The following is a 17,050-nucleotide window of genomic DNA, read 5'->3' as shown; positions in this document are numbered from 1 at the left end:
TTTTAAAATACTCTTTTCAATTAAATATGATACTTTACATAAACACCTTATAATTTTTAACCAATATAAGATTATTTTTTATTAAATTTTGTTCATATCTTTTTACATCTACTTAAGATAATATAAATAAAATAAAAACTATGCAATATATTTATCAATTCATTGCATAGTTCCTTAAATTTACCTATATTTTAGTATAAAGTTATGTCTATTATATAGCACTATAATATTTCTTAATTATATCAATTGCAATCTCTTTTACTTTTGGTCCTCCAATTTCTTTATTAGAATCATCTGATTTAATAGCAAAGTAATATGTATCATCTTCATTTTCTACCATACCAACAAACCATGCATCAACACATTGCTTCTTTTCATCAAATCCTGTTCCAGTTTTACCATATACATTCATTTTCTTATCATTTATATCTATTTTCATAATGTCCTTCAAGAGATTAATATTCTCTTTTTTAAAGCTTGTATCACCCTCAAAAATTTTAGCTAATACTTGTGTTTGCTCTTTAGGAGATATTTTTAATGAAGATTCTAACCAGAACCCATTTAAATCTTTACTTCCATTTTTTAAATTTCCTTCCCACTCACTAATGTCACAATTTCCATATTTTAGATTATCTAGTGTGTTTTGAACAAATTTAGCATCAACTTGATTCATCAGTTTTCTATGATACCAAACACAAGATGCTTTAAATGCTTCTTCTAGATTAAGATTTCTATTCCAATCTTCAATCTCATAAATTGTGCCATTATACCCCATAACTGATTCTTTTGAGTTTACTATTCCCTTTTCTAGACCAATTAATGTTGAAATTATTTTGAAAGTAGAACAAGGTGAAGCCCTTGTTTCAATTAATTCTTTATTGTATATGTTATATTCTTTATTTTTACTACTGTAAAAAATAGCTCCTCCACTAATATCTTTAAAACAATCACTATAATCAACTACATTAACTTTATCTTTTTTCTCCTGTGTACTATCTTTAGCCTCCAATTCATTTGATTTAAAATTTGTATTGTTACTCTTAATATTTTGTTCTTTATTATTTTGATTACTTCCCATTAGATATTTTGCTATAAGCACAATGACTAATAGAATAATTATTAAAATAAAACTTGTTTTTCTTTTCATACCTTACTACTTCCTAATATGTATATCTATAATCCTCCTCTAATATTATAAAAACCACTATTATAACTATCAGTAACATTATTCTCTCCTTTCAATCAGTAAAATTATATCTGAATACACACCTAAAACTTACTATTGTAGTATTTAAAATATTACAATAGTAAGTTTTAAAAGTCAAGTTATTTAAATCTTTTAAACTCGCTCATTTTTACTAAATTTTAAATAAGTTCTATGATAGGATTTTTGTTTTTTATATGTAACATCACTAATTAATACTGTTTACAATGTAAACAAATTTAAAAATAATATCTGTAATATAGCAGAATATATCAGGAAAATAGGTTTTAATCTTATTATAATATAACTACATAATATAATTACGCTACTCAAATATATAAAGAAAGGACTTAGTATTTATGTCATATATCATAATAAAAGGACTTACACATAATAATTTAAAAAACATATCACTTAAACTTCCCAAAAACAAAATCATTGTCTTTACTGGAGTTTCTGGCTCTGGAAAATCAAGTATTGTATTTGACACAATTGCAGCAGAATCACAAAGACAAATGAATGAAACATATTCAGCATTTATTAGAGGTCGACTTCCAAAATACAAAAAACCTCATGTAGAACTGATTGATAATTTAACTGCTTCTGTAATCGTGGACCAGTCTCCTCTTGGTGGCAATGCACGTTCTACAGTAGGAACTATAAGCGATTTGTATTCTTCACTAACAATATGAGCAAACACACCAAAGAAAAGTCGGAAAGACTTATAACTGATGAGGAATGTCCTCAATGTAATGGAAAAAGATTAAATAAAGATGCACTTAACTGCACTATTTTAGGGTATTCTATAGCAGATATGGGTAATATGGAATTTACTGAACTTTATAATTTACTCTCTCAAATAAATGATAAAAAAGTTGAAACAGTTGTCAACGCTCTTACTGATGGCTTAAAAAGAATGATTGATATTGGACTTCCTTATTTACATCTAAATAGGGAATCAACTTCTCTATCTGGAGGAGAAGCCCAGAGATTAAAACTTGTACGCTATATGGGAAGTAGTCTCACAGGTCTAACTTATATTTTTGATGAACCCAGCACTGGAATGCACCCAAGAGATGTATATTGTATGAATCAATTATTAAAAAAACTTAGAGACAGAGGAAATACAGTTTTGGTAGTAGAGCATGATAAAGATGTCATATCTATAGCCGATGAGATTATAGATATTGGCCCAAATGCTGGTAAACATGGGGGAAATATTATATTTCAAGGTACCTATAATGAATTACTTCTAGCAAATACACTTACTTCAAAAGCTATGAATTTATCATTATCTCTAAACTCTAATACTCGTAAAGCAAAAAGCTTTCTTCCCATTAGAGGAGCTTGTTTGCATAATCTAAAAAATGTTGATATAGATATACCAGTTGGAATCATGACAGTTGTTACTGGAGTTGCTGGTTCTGGTAAAAGTACTTTGATTTCTCGTATTTTTGCAAAAAAATATGAAAAAGATGTTATTAAAATTGACCAAAACCCTATCACAACTACAAATCGCTCTATGCCAGCTACATTTCTTGGTTTTTTTGATGAAATAAGAAAACTTTTTGCTAAGGAAAATACTGTTGGCGAAAGTTTATTCAGCTTTAATTCTAAAGGGGCTTGTCCTATTTGTAATGGAAAAGGAGTACTTGTTACAGAACTGGTATTTATGGACCCTGTTGTTAACACATGTGAAGCTTGTAAAGGTACTCGATATAATGAAGAAGTCCTGTCTAAATTGTACAAGGGTAAAAATATAGTTGAAGTTCTTTCTATGACAGTGGATGAATCTCTTGAATTCTTTACAGAAAAGAAACTTTGCAAAATACTACAAACTATGAAAGATGTAGGATTATCTTATATGACTTTAGGGCAGCCACTTAGTACACTGTCTGTTGGAGAATGTCAAAGAATTAAACTAGCAAAAAATCTTAATAAAAAAGGTAATACTATAACATCAGACTTTCTTAGAAAATCAATAAAAAAATAAGAATAATGGTGTAAATAAAACTACAGAATAAATGCTTTTTCATTTTAAAAAATATATATTAAAGTATGAAATAAGAATATGCATAATTATATATTTTATTTATGGCTTGTACAGTTCTAATTACCTCAAATAGTACTGCTGATATTTTGTTAATTCTATAGAAGATACTTTAATCTATAGAATTAACAAAATGATTAACAAAATAATTGGTAAAATAAAAAAATTTCAACAAATACAATTATATACACAAACGTTAAACTTGTATAATTGAATAATTTATAGAGTAATCTTAGGTAAGCTTATATAAACTATATATATCTCAATTAAGTTCTATCAACTGCGTTAAATTTCCAGTGTATGTAAGCTTAAGTCTATGCATAGCCCGTGTACAAGCAATATATAATAAACTACGGTCGTAATCATTGTAATATGTTTTATTATTTACTGAAGGAATAACAACTTCATCAAACTCCAACCCTTTTGACATTTTAATAGAAGTAATTGATACGCCTTTTACAAAACTAGAGCTTTCAGGAGATATTAAATTAACATCATATTCTTGCTTAATAACATCATAGATTGCTTTAGCCTCACTGTTGGTTTTTAGTATAATACCAAGGGTAGCATTGTTGCTTTCCTCAAACTGCTCAATCTCCATTTTTATCTTATCTATCTCATCTTGTTCATTGATGCATTTAATTAAAACTGGCTCCTCACCATGTCTTTCAATAACTTCCAGTGAAATTATATTTTGAATTTTCTTGGCAAAATTAATAATCTCAAAAGTAGAACGATAACTCTTATTTAACATTACTAGCTCTCCACCATCATAAATCTGCACCATATCATCTAACGTATGTAGATGATTAGGGTTGATTAGTTGTCCAAAATCTCCAAGGATAGTCTTTTTACATTTGAAAAGCAAGTTTATTACAGCATATTGAATAGGAGTATAATCTTGCATTTCATCAATAACAATGTGTCTTATCACTTTGTCTTCTTGTAATCCTTCATAGGCAGCATGAAGATATATAAATGGATACACATCTGCCCACTCCAGAGTCTTCTTTGATGGCATTACAAACATATCTTGAATATTCATCTGTTTGAAGAAGTCCTTATACAGTGCCAGAGTATTTTTTATTGTTAGCATTCCATTTAGACTTTTCAGTATATTTTTTACTTTTGGTAAGTCTTCTTCCATAATATTATCTGATTCAAATCTATAATGAATATCTTCTGCTACCATCTCCAGTCTTTGCTTAACTGGATATTTGTTATATGCATCAAATCTTCTTCGTATCCAGTCACTTGTAGCTGTAAAACTTCCAAAAGTATAATCTTTAGGAATAAAGACCATATTTGGCATTTGCTTTATGTATTTGTCCATAAGCTTTAAAAAATCAAGTGTAGACTTGAAACGTACTCTTTCATCCCATTGTACATCATTTATTTCCAGAGAATCTTTTTCTCCTTCAAAATCAATAATTCGTTCTAATTGAACTTCGGCTATATCTTCAAAACTTAATTCACATAGGGGTTCTTCTCCTAGCTCAGGAAGTACATTAGAAATATAGTCACCAAAGACTTTATTAGGTGATAGAATAATTACATTATTTGCTGATATCTTATCTTTAAATCGATAAAGAAGAAAAGCAATTCGATGTAATGCTATAGATGTTTTTCCAGAACCAGCTACTCCTTGAATAATGAGAGTGTCAGCCTTGTCATTTCTAATAATTTGATTTTGCTCTTTTTGTATTGTTGAAATGATGGATTTCATCTTTTCATCTGAAGTATTACTAAGTTCCTGTTGAAGAATATCATCTTGTATATTCATAGAACTTTCAAGTACATATTCCAGTGTTCCATTTTTAATTTTAAACTGTCGTTTACGTGTTATTTCTCCATCTATCCATCCTAGTGGTGCATTATACCCTGCTGGCCCTATCTTACAATCATAAAACATACTGGCCATTGGAGAACGCCAATCGAGTATTAGAAGTTCATTTTCATAATCAAATGCAAATCGACCAATATAATACTTTGAATCATCATCTTCATCTTTTAGTTTAAAATCTATCCTAGCAAAATATGGCGAATCTTTCATTTTAGCAATCTTGTCTCGAACTTTTACCATAAAAGCCCCATAACTATCTATTTGCTTTAGTGCCAGTTCATTCTGAAACATTTCATGTGGGTCTATCTCTCCACGATTCTTTACCATATATAATTTAGCATCCATGTAATCTCTATCAAGTTTATCAACTGAATTTTCTGCTTTCTCCAAAGCATTATCCAACTTGTTATTTATATCTATAAGATATGAAATCTCATCTGGAAAAGATGTTTTTAACTCTATCTTTTGTTCAGATATATTATGTTTAGAAACAGATGTGATAGAATTACAACTTTCTAATTGCTGATTTTTAGACATTTGAACCCTCCTTGTCAACTGAGTATTATCTTAAATCATTATACTGAATTGAACTTTAAATTTTTTAATCATTCTTGCTCTTTGGTTCAAATTTAGTTAGCTCATTAGTACTATTCATTGTCTTTATCATTTTCAGAAGACAGAACAAATTTTTGAGTAGGATACCCAAATTCAGTCAGTAATTCAGCTTCTGCAAAACCTAACTTCTTTATCATATTCCGATGTCCTGTATCAGCTTTATCTCCTTCTCTAAAAGTTGTGATTGAGATAGATGTATCTATCAAAAAATTCTCAATAACCTTTTTCAGAAACACCTGTGCAATATCTGAATTACGATATTGAGGGTGTATTCCAAAAAAGTCAATACTTCCAGTTTCTTTATTAAATATCATATTTGCAATAGCAATGTTATTAAATTTTAATATCAAGGCTCTTTCTTCCAAAATATATTGTTTTAATTGAGAGATATACTCTTCCTCCTGTAAATTTGGAAAGCCATCTATAACCAATCTGACTAAATTCATCCATAATGGTATATCAGATATCTTAGCAAGTGTAATATCTTTTTCTAATTCCGATATATTTTTTGAAAATAAATTATCTTTTTTCAAAACAAATCTTAGCTGCAAAGGATAAAATTCTTGTTCTTTTCGATATTTATTTGGAGATTTTTTATACATATCTTTAAATACAGAAGTAAATGCTTGTTGACTTTCATAGCCAGCTATCAATGCAATTTCAATAATCGATTTTTTAGAAAATACTAATAGTTTTGCTGCCTCTGTGAGTTTTCTTCGTTTTATATAATCATGCATTGTCAAACCAACAGAAGTTGTGAAAGTTCTATGTAGATGATATTTTGAATAATGAACAGCATTAGCAACTATATCTAAATCCAGCTTTTCTGATAAATGTTCCTCTATATAATCAATAGCAGTTATAACATTATTTACTTTATAAAACATTGCAGCTCTCCTCCTTTTATCCATGAGACATTATATCAGTTACTTCTTAGTCATATTTAATAAATCTTGCTCTTTTTTATAATGTAAAAATTATTGTTTATACGTCTATCTCATCCTATAACCTATTTTCAAATTTTCTTACATATTCCTAACTTAATAATATCCACTTCTTCATATAATATAATCATAAAAAAGTAAAGTAGAGTATTTCATTTGAGATTCTTAATATTCTCTTGAAATACTCTTCTTTATATAAATACTTCTTTATTTTTAAATATACACTTAATTTATTTAGCTTAAAATAAAATTTCAACTTTTAAATTTACTATCTTTTCTTCTATTCTTTAATTAAAGACTCCAATCCTTTAATTTGCAATAGATTTTCGTTTAATAAAGCTAAAAATTTGTCTATTGTTTCCTGTTTATTAGATTCTTTAACTAAGTAGTAAATAAATCTATCTGGTGGTGCATCCTTTATATAATGTACTTCAATATTAGATATTTCCTTAAGATGATATGCTACTGACACTGGCACAATTGCCCATACATTTTCTTGTCTCATAAAATATTCTAAAAGAGACATCTGGTCTAAAAATACTTTAGGTTGAAGAGTTGAGCGAAACCAAAAATTATGCCACAAATCATATTCAGGATTCCATGGAAGTCTTATTTCATCCGCAACATCTAAAACAGATGGGTGCAATTCCCCATTGTATTTTGAGCCATAACTTGTTACCAGTAACATGGCTTCTTTAAATATTGGTATTGTTTCTATGTTATTAAAAAACATATCATCTGAAATAAGGGCTATATCAACTTCACCCTTGGAAACATAATCGTATGCTTCATAAGAATGATAGTTGTAAAAGTTTACAACTTAGTGCGGAAAGCCCACTCCTTTAGGCGTGGGATGGATAGCATAAATAATGTATAAAAAGCATTAACACATACACATAAAATGTTAATATAAGTATATGGAGAATAAATATAGAAGAACTCAAACAACTGTTAGTTTAATTAATTATCATTTTGTATTCTGTCCTAGATACAGAAGAAAAATATTTAATATAGAAGGCTTAGAGGATAGATTTAAAACATTGGTTAAAAATAAGTGTAAAGAGATTGATATTGAAATTATTGCAATCGAATGTGATAAAGACCATACACACATGTTTTTAAATAGCCTTCCAACTTTAAGTCCTTCTGATATAATGCAAAATATAAAAGGTTATACAAGTAAAATATTAAGAGAAGAATTTATTGAATTATCAAAAATGCCTAGTTTATGGACTAGAAGCTATTTTGTATCTACAGAAGAAAATGTATGTAGTGAAACTATTAAAAAATATGTAGAAAATCAGAAAACAAGATATTAGAAAGTGAGGTGAACACTATGTCAAATTATATATTAACATTGCAATTAAAAACAGAAAAGTTTCAAGAAGATATTATATGTAATATTTTTGATAAGTATAGAAAAGTATATAATTCATGTTTATCAGAGCTATTTAAAAGATATAACCACATGATAGAATCTAAGGAGTATCAAGCAAATTGCAAATATAAGGGCAAAGATAGAAATAGAATATTTAGTGATATTAATAAAAAATATAATTTAACAGAGTATTCACTTCATAATTTTGTTAAACCTATTTGTAAATATTATAAACTACATTCTGCCATATCTCAGAAGATAGCTACAAGATGTTTTAATGCTTTTAGTAAGTACATATATCATCAAGCTAAACGGGTTAATTATATTAGATATAATGAATTAACGTCAATAGAAGGGAAACAAAATTCAACTGGTATTAGCTACAAAGATGGTATTATTAAATTTAATAAAATGACTATTCCAGTAATAATAAAGAACAATGACAACTATGCTCAAAGGGCAATTCAAGATAAAATAAAATATTGTAGAATACTTAAAAAAGAAATTAAAGGTAGGACTAAATGGTATGTACAATTAGCTTTACAAGGAGTTCCACCTAAAAAAACAACCAATCAAGGAAAAATAAAAGGGCAAATTGGTTTAAGTAATGTAGGTATAGATATTGGAACTCAAACTATAGCTATATCTAGTAAATGCGATGTTAAGTTATTGGAGTTAGCCCCTAATGTTAATAATATATATAGGCAATTAAAATTAATTCAACGAAAAATGGATAGAAGTAAACGTGCAACTAATCCTAATAAATTCAATGATAATGGTACTATAAAACAAGGAAATAGAGATAAGTGGATATTTAGTAATCACTATATTAAATTAAAAACACTAAGAAAAGAGTTATATAGAAAGCAGGCTGAAATAAGAAAGCAAGACCATTATGTGTTAATTAACAAATTACTAAATTTAGGTGATAAGTTTTATGTTGAAACGATGAGTTATAAAAGACTTCAAACTAGAGCAAAGGATACTACTATTAATGAAAAGACTGGTAGAATCAATAAGAAGAAACGTTTTGGAAAATCATTAGCAAATAAAGCACCATCAATGTTTTTGAATATGTTAGATAACAAGTTAAAATGGAGTGGAGAAAAATTATATAAGATAGATACTGCTAAATGTAGGGCTAGTCAATATAATCACTTTTCAGATGAGTACAATAAGAAGGAATTAAAAGATAGATGGAATAATGGTATGGATATTCAAAGAGATTGCTATTCTGCATTTTTAATAATGAATGTTAATGAAGATTTAAAATCAATCAACAGAGAATTGTGTATTAACACATATGATAACTTTAAAATACTACATGACAAAGAAATAAATAGATTAAAAAAGATAAAATCAAATGGTTATAAATTAATATCTAGTATGGGGATATAAAAACTATACAGGTTGAGAAATGAGCCTAATGTTAACGTTAATGGTATCAACAGATACTTTGTTAATAAAAGTTTTAGGGAATATGATTAGTGATAATATGTTGTAGGTCATGATTCATTATAACTGAGAGTATTGTAGAAATTCATGTAGTACCTAAGAACCCTACACCTTTAGGTGTAGGAGTTTCAGTAAATCTAATTCATACACCACAAGAAGTTTCAAGTATTGCGATATCATACCTAAATATTATTTTTGGTGGATTTATCGCAACATATTTTTATAATTTATTATCAGCAGCCTTGAGAGCTGTTGGAAATACTAAAGTTGCTCTAATTATCTTAATGTTTTCAATGATAATAAATACTATCTTAGATATAATTTTTGTTGCAGTATGTGATTTTGGAATTCAAGGAGCAGCTTTTGCAACTGTACTTTCACAGACTCTTGTATCCATTCTTTGCTTTACTTATATAAGAAAAAACATTTCATTTCTTTTGTTTGGAAGGGAAGATATGAAGTTTGAATGGAAATTACTAAAATTAACTATATCCTATAGTCTAATTTCAGCTCTTCATCAATCCAGTTTATATATTGGAAAATTACTAGTACAGGGAGCTGTAAATCTAATGGGGACAGACATGATTACAGCATATACTGCTACTACAAGAATTGAAGGCTTTGCTAATTCTTTTGGTGATAGTGGTGCTGAGGCTATTTCTATATTTGTCGCACAAAATACTGGAAATGAAAATAGAAAAAGAGCAAAACAAGGATTTTATACAGGATTGATTATCCTAGTGTGTCTAGGAATTGGATTATCTTTGATAATGTATTTCTTTGCAAAGACTACTATTGAATTTATGATGAATAATGCTAATAATAAAATTATGATAAATGGCATAGAGTACATGAAAACTATCGCTATTTTGTATGTTTTGTGTTTTATAGGGAGTTCATTTGTTGGATGGTATAGAGGAAGTGGAAAAGTAAATATTCCTGTGATTGGAACTATCTTACATATATCAATTCGCGTTATTCTTTCTTATTTGTTTATTCAACAATTTGGTTTAAAGACGATTGCATTTGCTACTGGCATAGGGTGGGTTTCTGTTGTAACATTTCAGTATATTATTTTTTATAGGTCAAAAAAATAGAAAGGTGGACTCTATCAAAAGTTCACCTTTTATGTAAATAACTTTTTATTTTTTTTAAGACATATTAATGGATGTAGAATATAAATGATTAATGATGATGTTCGCAATAACCTAGCTCGAGGACCTTTCAAAAATGTTAAAGCTGTAAATAAGAAATACATACATGGCAATAACATAATATACATACTGTCATGACGTTGTACCCCTAGTTTATGTAAAAGAATTCCTTCACAAAACATAAGTAAGAATGATATAAGAAATCCAATCAAGCTATTTTTAGGTGACATGTAATTATATTTATTAGCTACTATCCCTCCAAGTATGAAAAATACAGGGGCAAAAAACACACCATTTCGTGTATAATCTGATACTTCAAAAACATACTCATATAAATTCTTTAATAATGGTAATTTTTCTGAAAAGCCATAATAACTATCACCAAATATAGCAATTACGTAAAGAATAATAGTAATTACAAATGAGTACTTTAAACCTAATTTTTTTACAAGAAAATATGCAATACTTGCTCCAATAATTGATGCAGGAAGATACCATAAATGATATAAAGTCCCATCAAATACAATATCCTTAATAATATTAGGTAACAAATTATTCATGGAAAAATATCCATTGTAAATATTTAAAGGAATATAAATTACAATAGCTATTCCATAGATAAATAATGCATTTTTTAGAAAAGATTTCAATTTATCATAATTATAGTTTGGTAAAATCAAATGTTAGATAATCACAAATAGCTTGGTAACTAATTTTTATAGAAAATAATACTATATTTAATTATCCATCATTTATAATAATCCCCCTAACAAGTCCTTATTATCGCATAACAGGTAGTAACTTTCAATAAAAACGTCTGTCAGTCACTCATTAAATAACAATTTAATCGGTCATATCATAAACAATCCATATAAAAAACAAGTTAACGACCATTCATAGTAAAATGGTCGTTAACTTGTTTTTTATTACAGTTAAACCTATGCATCCACAGACATTCCTAAAATTTTCATGCTGTTTTATTATTTATATAACAGGTAACATCATTTTAGTGAGATATTCACTTGCAGGACGATTTAAATCATTCAAATATTGATAATAGATATCTCCATGAAGTTCATATCCACTGTCCTTCGCCCACGAAAATAATTCTTCAAGTGTAGGGTCTTGCAGTTCATATGGTCCTAAATCAATTGCAGTTATTATTTTCTGTGCTGGAACAATCCTTTGCAAAATCTCATTTTTTCTGTTCATATTATTAGATACAGAATGATTAGTTACAGGAAAACCTACTTCAACATCTAATTTTTCCAAGTCCATGTTATGAAAACATACAATTGGTGCTCCTGCAGACAATATTCCCTTTTCTTCTAGATAGTTGGAAATTTTTCGAAAACTTTGCTGTGAAAACTCTGAAAATTCTACCATAAAGTCAATAGTTTTTCGTATTGCTAAAATGCAATACTCAGGCTGTTCAGCCATCGTTATATTAGATATTCTAGCCATTTCATATCCTCCATTATTTTATTTTTATTTCTTAGCCTCTGTTTTGTAGTTTTTGTTTTTAGTTGCATTTTTTATATTAATAGTATAACAAAACCAATATTATGATGCTTGTCACACAGTGCTCTTATTTTAAGTAGATATATACAAAATAATGGATAATTCAAATAAAAAATAGTTCTGCTTGTTAAATAGCTAGTATTTATCATTTAAAGTCATAAAGAAAAGTAAAATTGACTTTGTAGTTCTTCTAATATATTAATAACATTAAGATTAAACATATTTGTTAAATTGCTTCTTTTATAGGTACCTTCTGCATAAAATTAAGAGATAGTTTGACAACTATCTCTTAAAATAATTCCATTATTTAAATTTAATTAATTCTTATTTTTATTATCAAGTTACTAATATACTAAAACATTCTAACAGTTTTCATCTAATTCACCTAGAATCTTATGAATATGAATCATTAAATATAATTCCTCCTGCCTAGGCAATTCTCTAGAATATTCCTTGTATATATAAGCTCCTATTTTTTTTACACATTCATATTCTTCTTTACAATTTTTGCGTACTTGATTATATATAAAATCTATCTTTTCTTTTGATGGTTCATTAGACAGAAATCTTTGAGAAAAGGCCTTTAGATGCATTACAAATCTCATATAATAAAAGGATTCTTTATTATATACAATAGAAAAGTGATAATGAACTATTTGTAAAATGGCATTTACAATTTTAGCACTTCTCTTATTTCTATCACTATAAGGATTGTCTTGTTGTGCATTTATAAAATGGCCCGCTATATTACCAATTTCCTCTTCTGGTAGTTCTAAACCAAGAACCTCCTTAAAAACAGTAATCGCATATTTTCCTATATCATATTCTTTTGGATTAAATTCTTTAATTTCAAACAAATAGTAATTCTCAATCATTATACCTTCTTTAAATCGTCTCACTGCAAAGGCGATGTGGTCAGTTAAAGCCAAGTATATATGGTTCATAAGTTTTAAGTTGTACTTTTCTATTCCATATGAGATTATCATTTGAGCTATACCAAAGTATTCTGCATCTATTTCTGATGCAAGTTGTATAATACTCTTTTTTATATTTTCATCATGAAGAACGAAAGTTTTTTCTATATCTTCTTTATTTAACTCAGACCCAATCTTATAATTATGACCAATTCCTTTTCCCATCAATATTATTTCTTCGTCATTATCATCCTTTGCAAGTAGCAACGAATTATTTAATACCTTTGTAATGTACATACTAAAAACCTCAATATATTATATTTATTTTATTATTCCATTACTCTCTATGACTTCTTTATACCAATAAAAACTATCTTTCTTTATTCTTTTTAAATCTAAAGTTTCGTGGTCTGTTCTGTTTATATAAACAAGCCCATAACGTTTATTGAAACCTTGTGAAGAACTTAAAAGGTCTGTAAATGACCATAGACAATATCCCATCATCTCTACACCATCTTCAATAGCTAATTTGCATGCATTTATGTGACTGTTTAAATAATCTATACGATAGTCATCATGAATTTTACCATCTTCAAGGACATCTTTAGCTCCAAGCCCATTCTCCGTTATTATAACAGGTAAGTGATACCTTTGCCAATATTCATTTAATGCAACTCTAAGACCTGATGAATCTATTGATGCACCATACTCTGAAGCCTTTAGATTAGGATTTAGCGACATTTTAAATAATCCATACATACTAAAGTCAACTGTTCCTTCTCTTAACCCAAATGGATGTTGTGAATCCTCAGGTAAAGCCTCTGCACAGTTTGTTCTATAATAATTTACAGCTATAAAATCCATTTTAGCTTTTTTAAGTACTTCTTTATCTTCATCTTCCATATGAGGAACTATATTTCTTTTCTCAAGATAATTCATATAATACCCAGGATATTCTCCATAATAATGCATATCAAGCATGTAGTACACTTTAAAGTTATCATTCATTCTTGCAGCATATACATCTTCTGGTTTAGATGTAAGAGGATATGTTACAGATGATGATACTGCTGCTCCAATCTTGCTTCCTTCTATCATTTCATGGCATGCATTAACAGCCAATGCATGGGCTAAACAAAGATTATAATCCATTTGAGCACGCATTTTATCTATCTTCCATGGGTCTGTTTCATTGTATATATTAATTCTCTCTTCTACTCTAACTATTAAATTCTGTTCATTATGAGGTTGCCAATATTTCACTCTATCTCCAAAGTGCTCAAAGCATACTTTGGCAAATCTTTCAAAAGCATAAACAGTCTCTCTACTTTCCCAACCATTATACTTCTCCACTAGTGTAAATGGCAGGTCAAAGTGATATAAAGTTACGAATGGTTCAATGTCACACTCTATTAATTTATCTATTACTTTATTATAAAAATCTAGCCCTTTTTGGTTTATTTCTCCTTCACCATCTGGAATTATTCTTGCCCATGAAATTGAGAAACGATAAGTTTTCATTCCTAATTCTTTCATCAATTCAATATCTTCTTCATAATTATGATAAAAATCTGATGCTACTTTAGTGTCTGCTTGCAAGTGAGACTTTTTAAAAGAATTGTAATCAGCCACTGTTTTTCCTTTATTGTCTTTATCCCAAGCTCCTTCTACTTGAAATGCTGAAGATGATGCTCCCCATAAAAAATTTTTTGGAAATCCTGTATTCATAAATGTCACTCCCTTTATATTAATTTTTTAATCGTTTTATTTATTAATTTATTACGCTGAGTTAATCTTTATAGTTCTAATCAACTTAATTATTAACTAATGAAATTATTTTATCATTTGTAGATACATGACTAGATTTACAAGAAATCACTTGCGCAAAATCAAACGTATTATTTACTATAACTGGTGTAGTTACATCATATCCAGCTTTTTTTATTTCATCTATATCAAAGGTTATCAGTTTAGCACCTTTTTTAACTAAATCGCCCTGATTAACATGTTTTACAAAGTGTTTTCCATTTAACTCTACTGTATTAATTCCAACATGTATTAACATTTCTGCTCCATTATCTAGCTTTAATCCTATTGCATGTAATGTTGGAAATAAAGAAGCTACTTCACAATCAGTAGGAGCTATTATTACTCCTTTTGTAGGTAATACAGCTATACCTTCTCCCATAGCTTTTGATGCAAATACATCATCTTTCACTTCTGATAATTCTATACAATCTCCTTCCACAGGTGAAGTTATATCAATAACGCCATCTTTTGTTTCTACTTTTATAGTAGAGCTATTTCCTTTAGAAGATTCTTCTAAGTCCTCAAACCCAACCAAATAAGTTAAAATTGCTGAACCAAAAAATGCTATAGCACAGCCTCCTAGATAACTTAAAAAACCTAACGCTCCTGCTTCAGCATATACAGGTATAGTTAAAACACCTTGGTTTGCAAATGCGTTACCATAAGAGCCACCCATTCCCATTATGCCACCTCCGATTGCACCACATATTACAGCACATACCATTGGTTTTTTTAACCTAAGATTAGCACCATATATTGCAGGCTCAGTTATACCAAATAGTGCCGTTATAGTTGCAGACATAGAGATTGTCTTTAATCCTTGATTTTTAGTTTTAAAGAATACCCCTAGAGTAGCTCCTGCTTGCGAGAAGTTTGCAGCTCCTGCAAAAGCCAATAAATTCTGTCTTCCTGTTTGAGCAACATCACTTATACCTATTGGTAGTAGTGCTCTATGTGCACCAAATATAACCAATACACACCATAATCCACCTATGAATGCTCCACACAATGCAGGACTTAGTTCATAAATATACTTGTAAACAAAGTTTATAACATTTCCTACGTATATCCCAATTGGTCCAAATAAGAATAATGTTGCAGGTAACATTATAACTAATGATAAAGTTGGAACCATTATTATTTTAATTACTTCAGGTATATACTTTTCCAGTATTTTCTCAACATATGAAAGAGCCCATATAGCAATAATTATTGGAATAACAGATGATGTATATGTGGCCTTTGTTACTGCCAAGCCTAAAAATCTAACTGTTTCTTCTCCTGCCATCAAAGCTGTAAAAGTTGGATAACAAAGTGTTGCCCCTAATACCATAGATATTATTTTATTTGCATTAAACACTTTAGCCGCAGTATACCCTAGTATGATAGGCATAAAATAGAATATAGAATCAGCCATAGCATTTAGAATAATATAACTTTGAGTCTCTTTTATATCTACACCATTTTTATTCATATAATACATAGCAAGAACTGATAAAATACCTTTAATCATACCAACCCCTGCTATAGCAGGTATTGTAGGTGTAAATATTCCAGCTACAGCAGATAATATAGAGTTCATGATACCTTGTTTTTCTTCATTTCCACTTTTCTTATCTATTTCACTTGATTGAGGTACCATTTTTACAACCTCATCATACACCTTTTTTACTTTATTACCAATTACAACTTGTATCTGACCCATACTCTCTACAACAGTTATTACTCCTTCAGTTCTGGATAACTCATCCTTATTAACCTTAGAAGTACTTTTAACTTTGAATCTAAGTCTTGTCATACAGTGAGTAACTTCATTTATATTCTCTTTTCCACCTACATTTTGTAGAATTTCTTGAGCTACTTTTTTATACTCCATATATAAATCCTCCATCTTCAATTATAGGCTTTTTGTTTTTATGGCCAATTAAACAAAAAAATCGAACCAAATAAATAGATTATACCCATAGTACTATATAGGTAACCTATAAAAATTGATTCGATCTTGCCTGCATCACCAGTAACACGTCTACTGTAATATTCAAATTTGTTAACTTTATAGTAACATAAGCGTTTTCTTAATTCAACTATAAAATATAATTTTTCAACAAATAATTCTTATTGTTATATTGAAATTTATTTTTTAAATTTTAAAATACTTGATTT

14 protein-coding genes are annotated in these 17,050 nt (G+C 28.6%); 5 read left to right on the top strand and 9 right to left on the bottom strand.

Going from position 1 to position 17,050, the window contains the following annotated elements; translation table 11 throughout:
- Positions 1-211: 211 nt before the first annotated feature.
- A complete protein-coding gene (locus tag KGF46_RS16155) occupies positions 212-1,147 on the bottom strand; it encodes a penicillin-binding transpeptidase domain-containing protein (RefSeq protein ID WP_227829356.1) in 936 nt (311 codons plus the stop codon).
- A 416-nt stretch (positions 1,148-1,563) separates the two neighbouring features.
- On the opposite strand from KGF46_RS16155, the gene KGF46_RS20410 reads away from it, so the two are divergent.
- Both KGF46_RS20410 and KGF46_RS16150 read left to right on the top strand, forming a co-directional pair.
- Positions 1,564-1,896, top strand: a complete 333-nt coding sequence (locus KGF46_RS20410) for a hypothetical protein (RefSeq protein ID WP_413841167.1) — start codon at positions 1,564-1,566, stop codon at positions 1,894-1,896.
- Positions 1,893-3,197, top strand: coding sequence for an ATP-binding cassette domain-containing protein (locus KGF46_RS16150; RefSeq protein WP_413927284.1), 1,305 nt, complete (start codon positions 1,893-1,895; stop codon positions 3,195-3,197). The genes KGF46_RS20410 and KGF46_RS16150 overlap by 4 nt, the downstream gene beginning before the upstream one ends.
- A gap of 319 nt (positions 3,198-3,516) precedes the next feature.
- Here the strand turns inward: KGF46_RS16150 and KGF46_RS16145 are convergent, their stop codons facing one another.
- The 3 genes from KGF46_RS16145 to KGF46_RS16135 all read right to left on the bottom strand — a co-directional run bounded on the left by KGF46_RS16145 (position 3,517) and on the right by KGF46_RS16135 (position 7,389).
- Complete coding sequence (locus KGF46_RS16145) at positions 3,517-5,634, bottom strand: UvrD-helicase domain-containing protein (RefSeq protein WP_227854812.1); 2,118 nt, start codon at positions 5,632-5,634, stop codon at positions 3,517-3,519.
- Positions 5,635-5,744: 110 nt separating this feature from the next.
- Entirely contained in the window at positions 5,745-6,599 is an 855-nt protein-coding gene (locus KGF46_RS16140; RefSeq protein ID WP_227838876.1) for a helix-turn-helix transcriptional regulator, read from the bottom strand.
- Between the two features lie 337 nt (positions 6,600-6,936).
- On the bottom strand, positions 6,937-7,389 hold the full coding sequence (locus KGF46_RS16135; RefSeq protein ID WP_227829353.1) for a hypothetical protein: 453 nt from the start codon (positions 7,387-7,389) through the stop codon (positions 6,937-6,939).
- Positions 7,390-7,573: 184 nt separating this feature from the next.
- On the opposite strand from KGF46_RS16135, the gene tnpA reads away from it, so the two are divergent.
- From tnpA to KGF46_RS20405, 3 genes are all read left to right on the top strand, one after another.
- The gene (tnpA, locus tag KGF46_RS16130; RefSeq protein WP_227842914.1) at positions 7,574-7,975 is read left to right on the top strand and encodes an IS200/IS605 family transposase; all 402 of its coding nucleotides are present in this window, start codon (positions 7,574-7,576) and stop codon (positions 7,973-7,975) included.
- Between the two features lie 17 nt (positions 7,976-7,992).
- Positions 7,993-9,432, top strand: a complete 1,440-nt coding sequence (locus KGF46_RS16125) for a transposase (protein WP_227842913.1) — start codon at positions 7,993-7,995, stop codon at positions 9,430-9,432.
- Positions 9,433-9,548: 116 nt separating this feature from the next.
- The gene (locus tag KGF46_RS20405) at positions 9,549-10,586 is read left to right on the top strand and encodes an MATE family efflux transporter (protein ID WP_413926598.1); all 1,038 of its coding nucleotides are present in this window, start codon (positions 9,549-9,551) and stop codon (positions 10,584-10,586) included.
- A gap of 29 nt (positions 10,587-10,615) precedes the next feature.
- Here KGF46_RS20405 and KGF46_RS16115 read toward each other — a convergent pair whose 3' ends face one another.
- From KGF46_RS16115 to KGF46_RS16095, 5 genes are all read right to left on the bottom strand, one after another.
- Positions 10,616-11,323 (bottom strand): acyltransferase family protein, encoded by a 708-nt coding sequence (locus tag KGF46_RS16115; RefSeq protein ID WP_413926597.1) that lies wholly within the window; start codon positions 11,321-11,323, stop codon positions 10,616-10,618.
- A gap of 304 nt (positions 11,324-11,627) precedes the next feature.
- Positions 11,628-12,107, bottom strand: a complete 480-nt coding sequence (locus KGF46_RS16110; protein WP_227842911.1) for a GyrI-like domain-containing protein — start codon at positions 12,105-12,107, stop codon at positions 11,628-11,630.
- A 419-nt stretch (positions 12,108-12,526) separates the two neighbouring features.
- The gene (locus KGF46_RS16105; protein ID WP_227842910.1) at positions 12,527-13,375 is read right to left on the bottom strand and encodes a PRD domain-containing protein; all 849 of its coding nucleotides are present in this window, start codon (positions 13,373-13,375) and stop codon (positions 12,527-12,529) included.
- 24 nt (positions 13,376-13,399) lie between these two features.
- Positions 13,400-14,806, bottom strand: coding sequence for a glycoside hydrolase family 1 protein (locus KGF46_RS16100; RefSeq protein WP_227854813.1), 1,407 nt, complete (start codon positions 14,804-14,806; stop codon positions 13,400-13,402).
- 85 nt (positions 14,807-14,891) lie between these two features.
- Positions 14,892-16,763 (bottom strand): beta-glucoside-specific PTS transporter subunit IIABC, encoded by a 1,872-nt coding sequence (locus KGF46_RS16095; protein WP_227842908.1) that lies wholly within the window; start codon positions 16,761-16,763, stop codon positions 14,892-14,894.
- Positions 16,764-17,050: the final 287 nt, after the last annotated feature.

The sequence above is a fragment of the Clostridioides sp. ZZV14-6153 genome (assembly GCF_020657855.1).
GTDB lineage: Bacteria > Bacillota > Clostridia > Peptostreptococcales > Peptostreptococcaceae > Clostridioides.
Note: the sequence above shows the minus strand (reverse complement) of the source record. Positions and strands in the feature narration are given on the sequence as shown.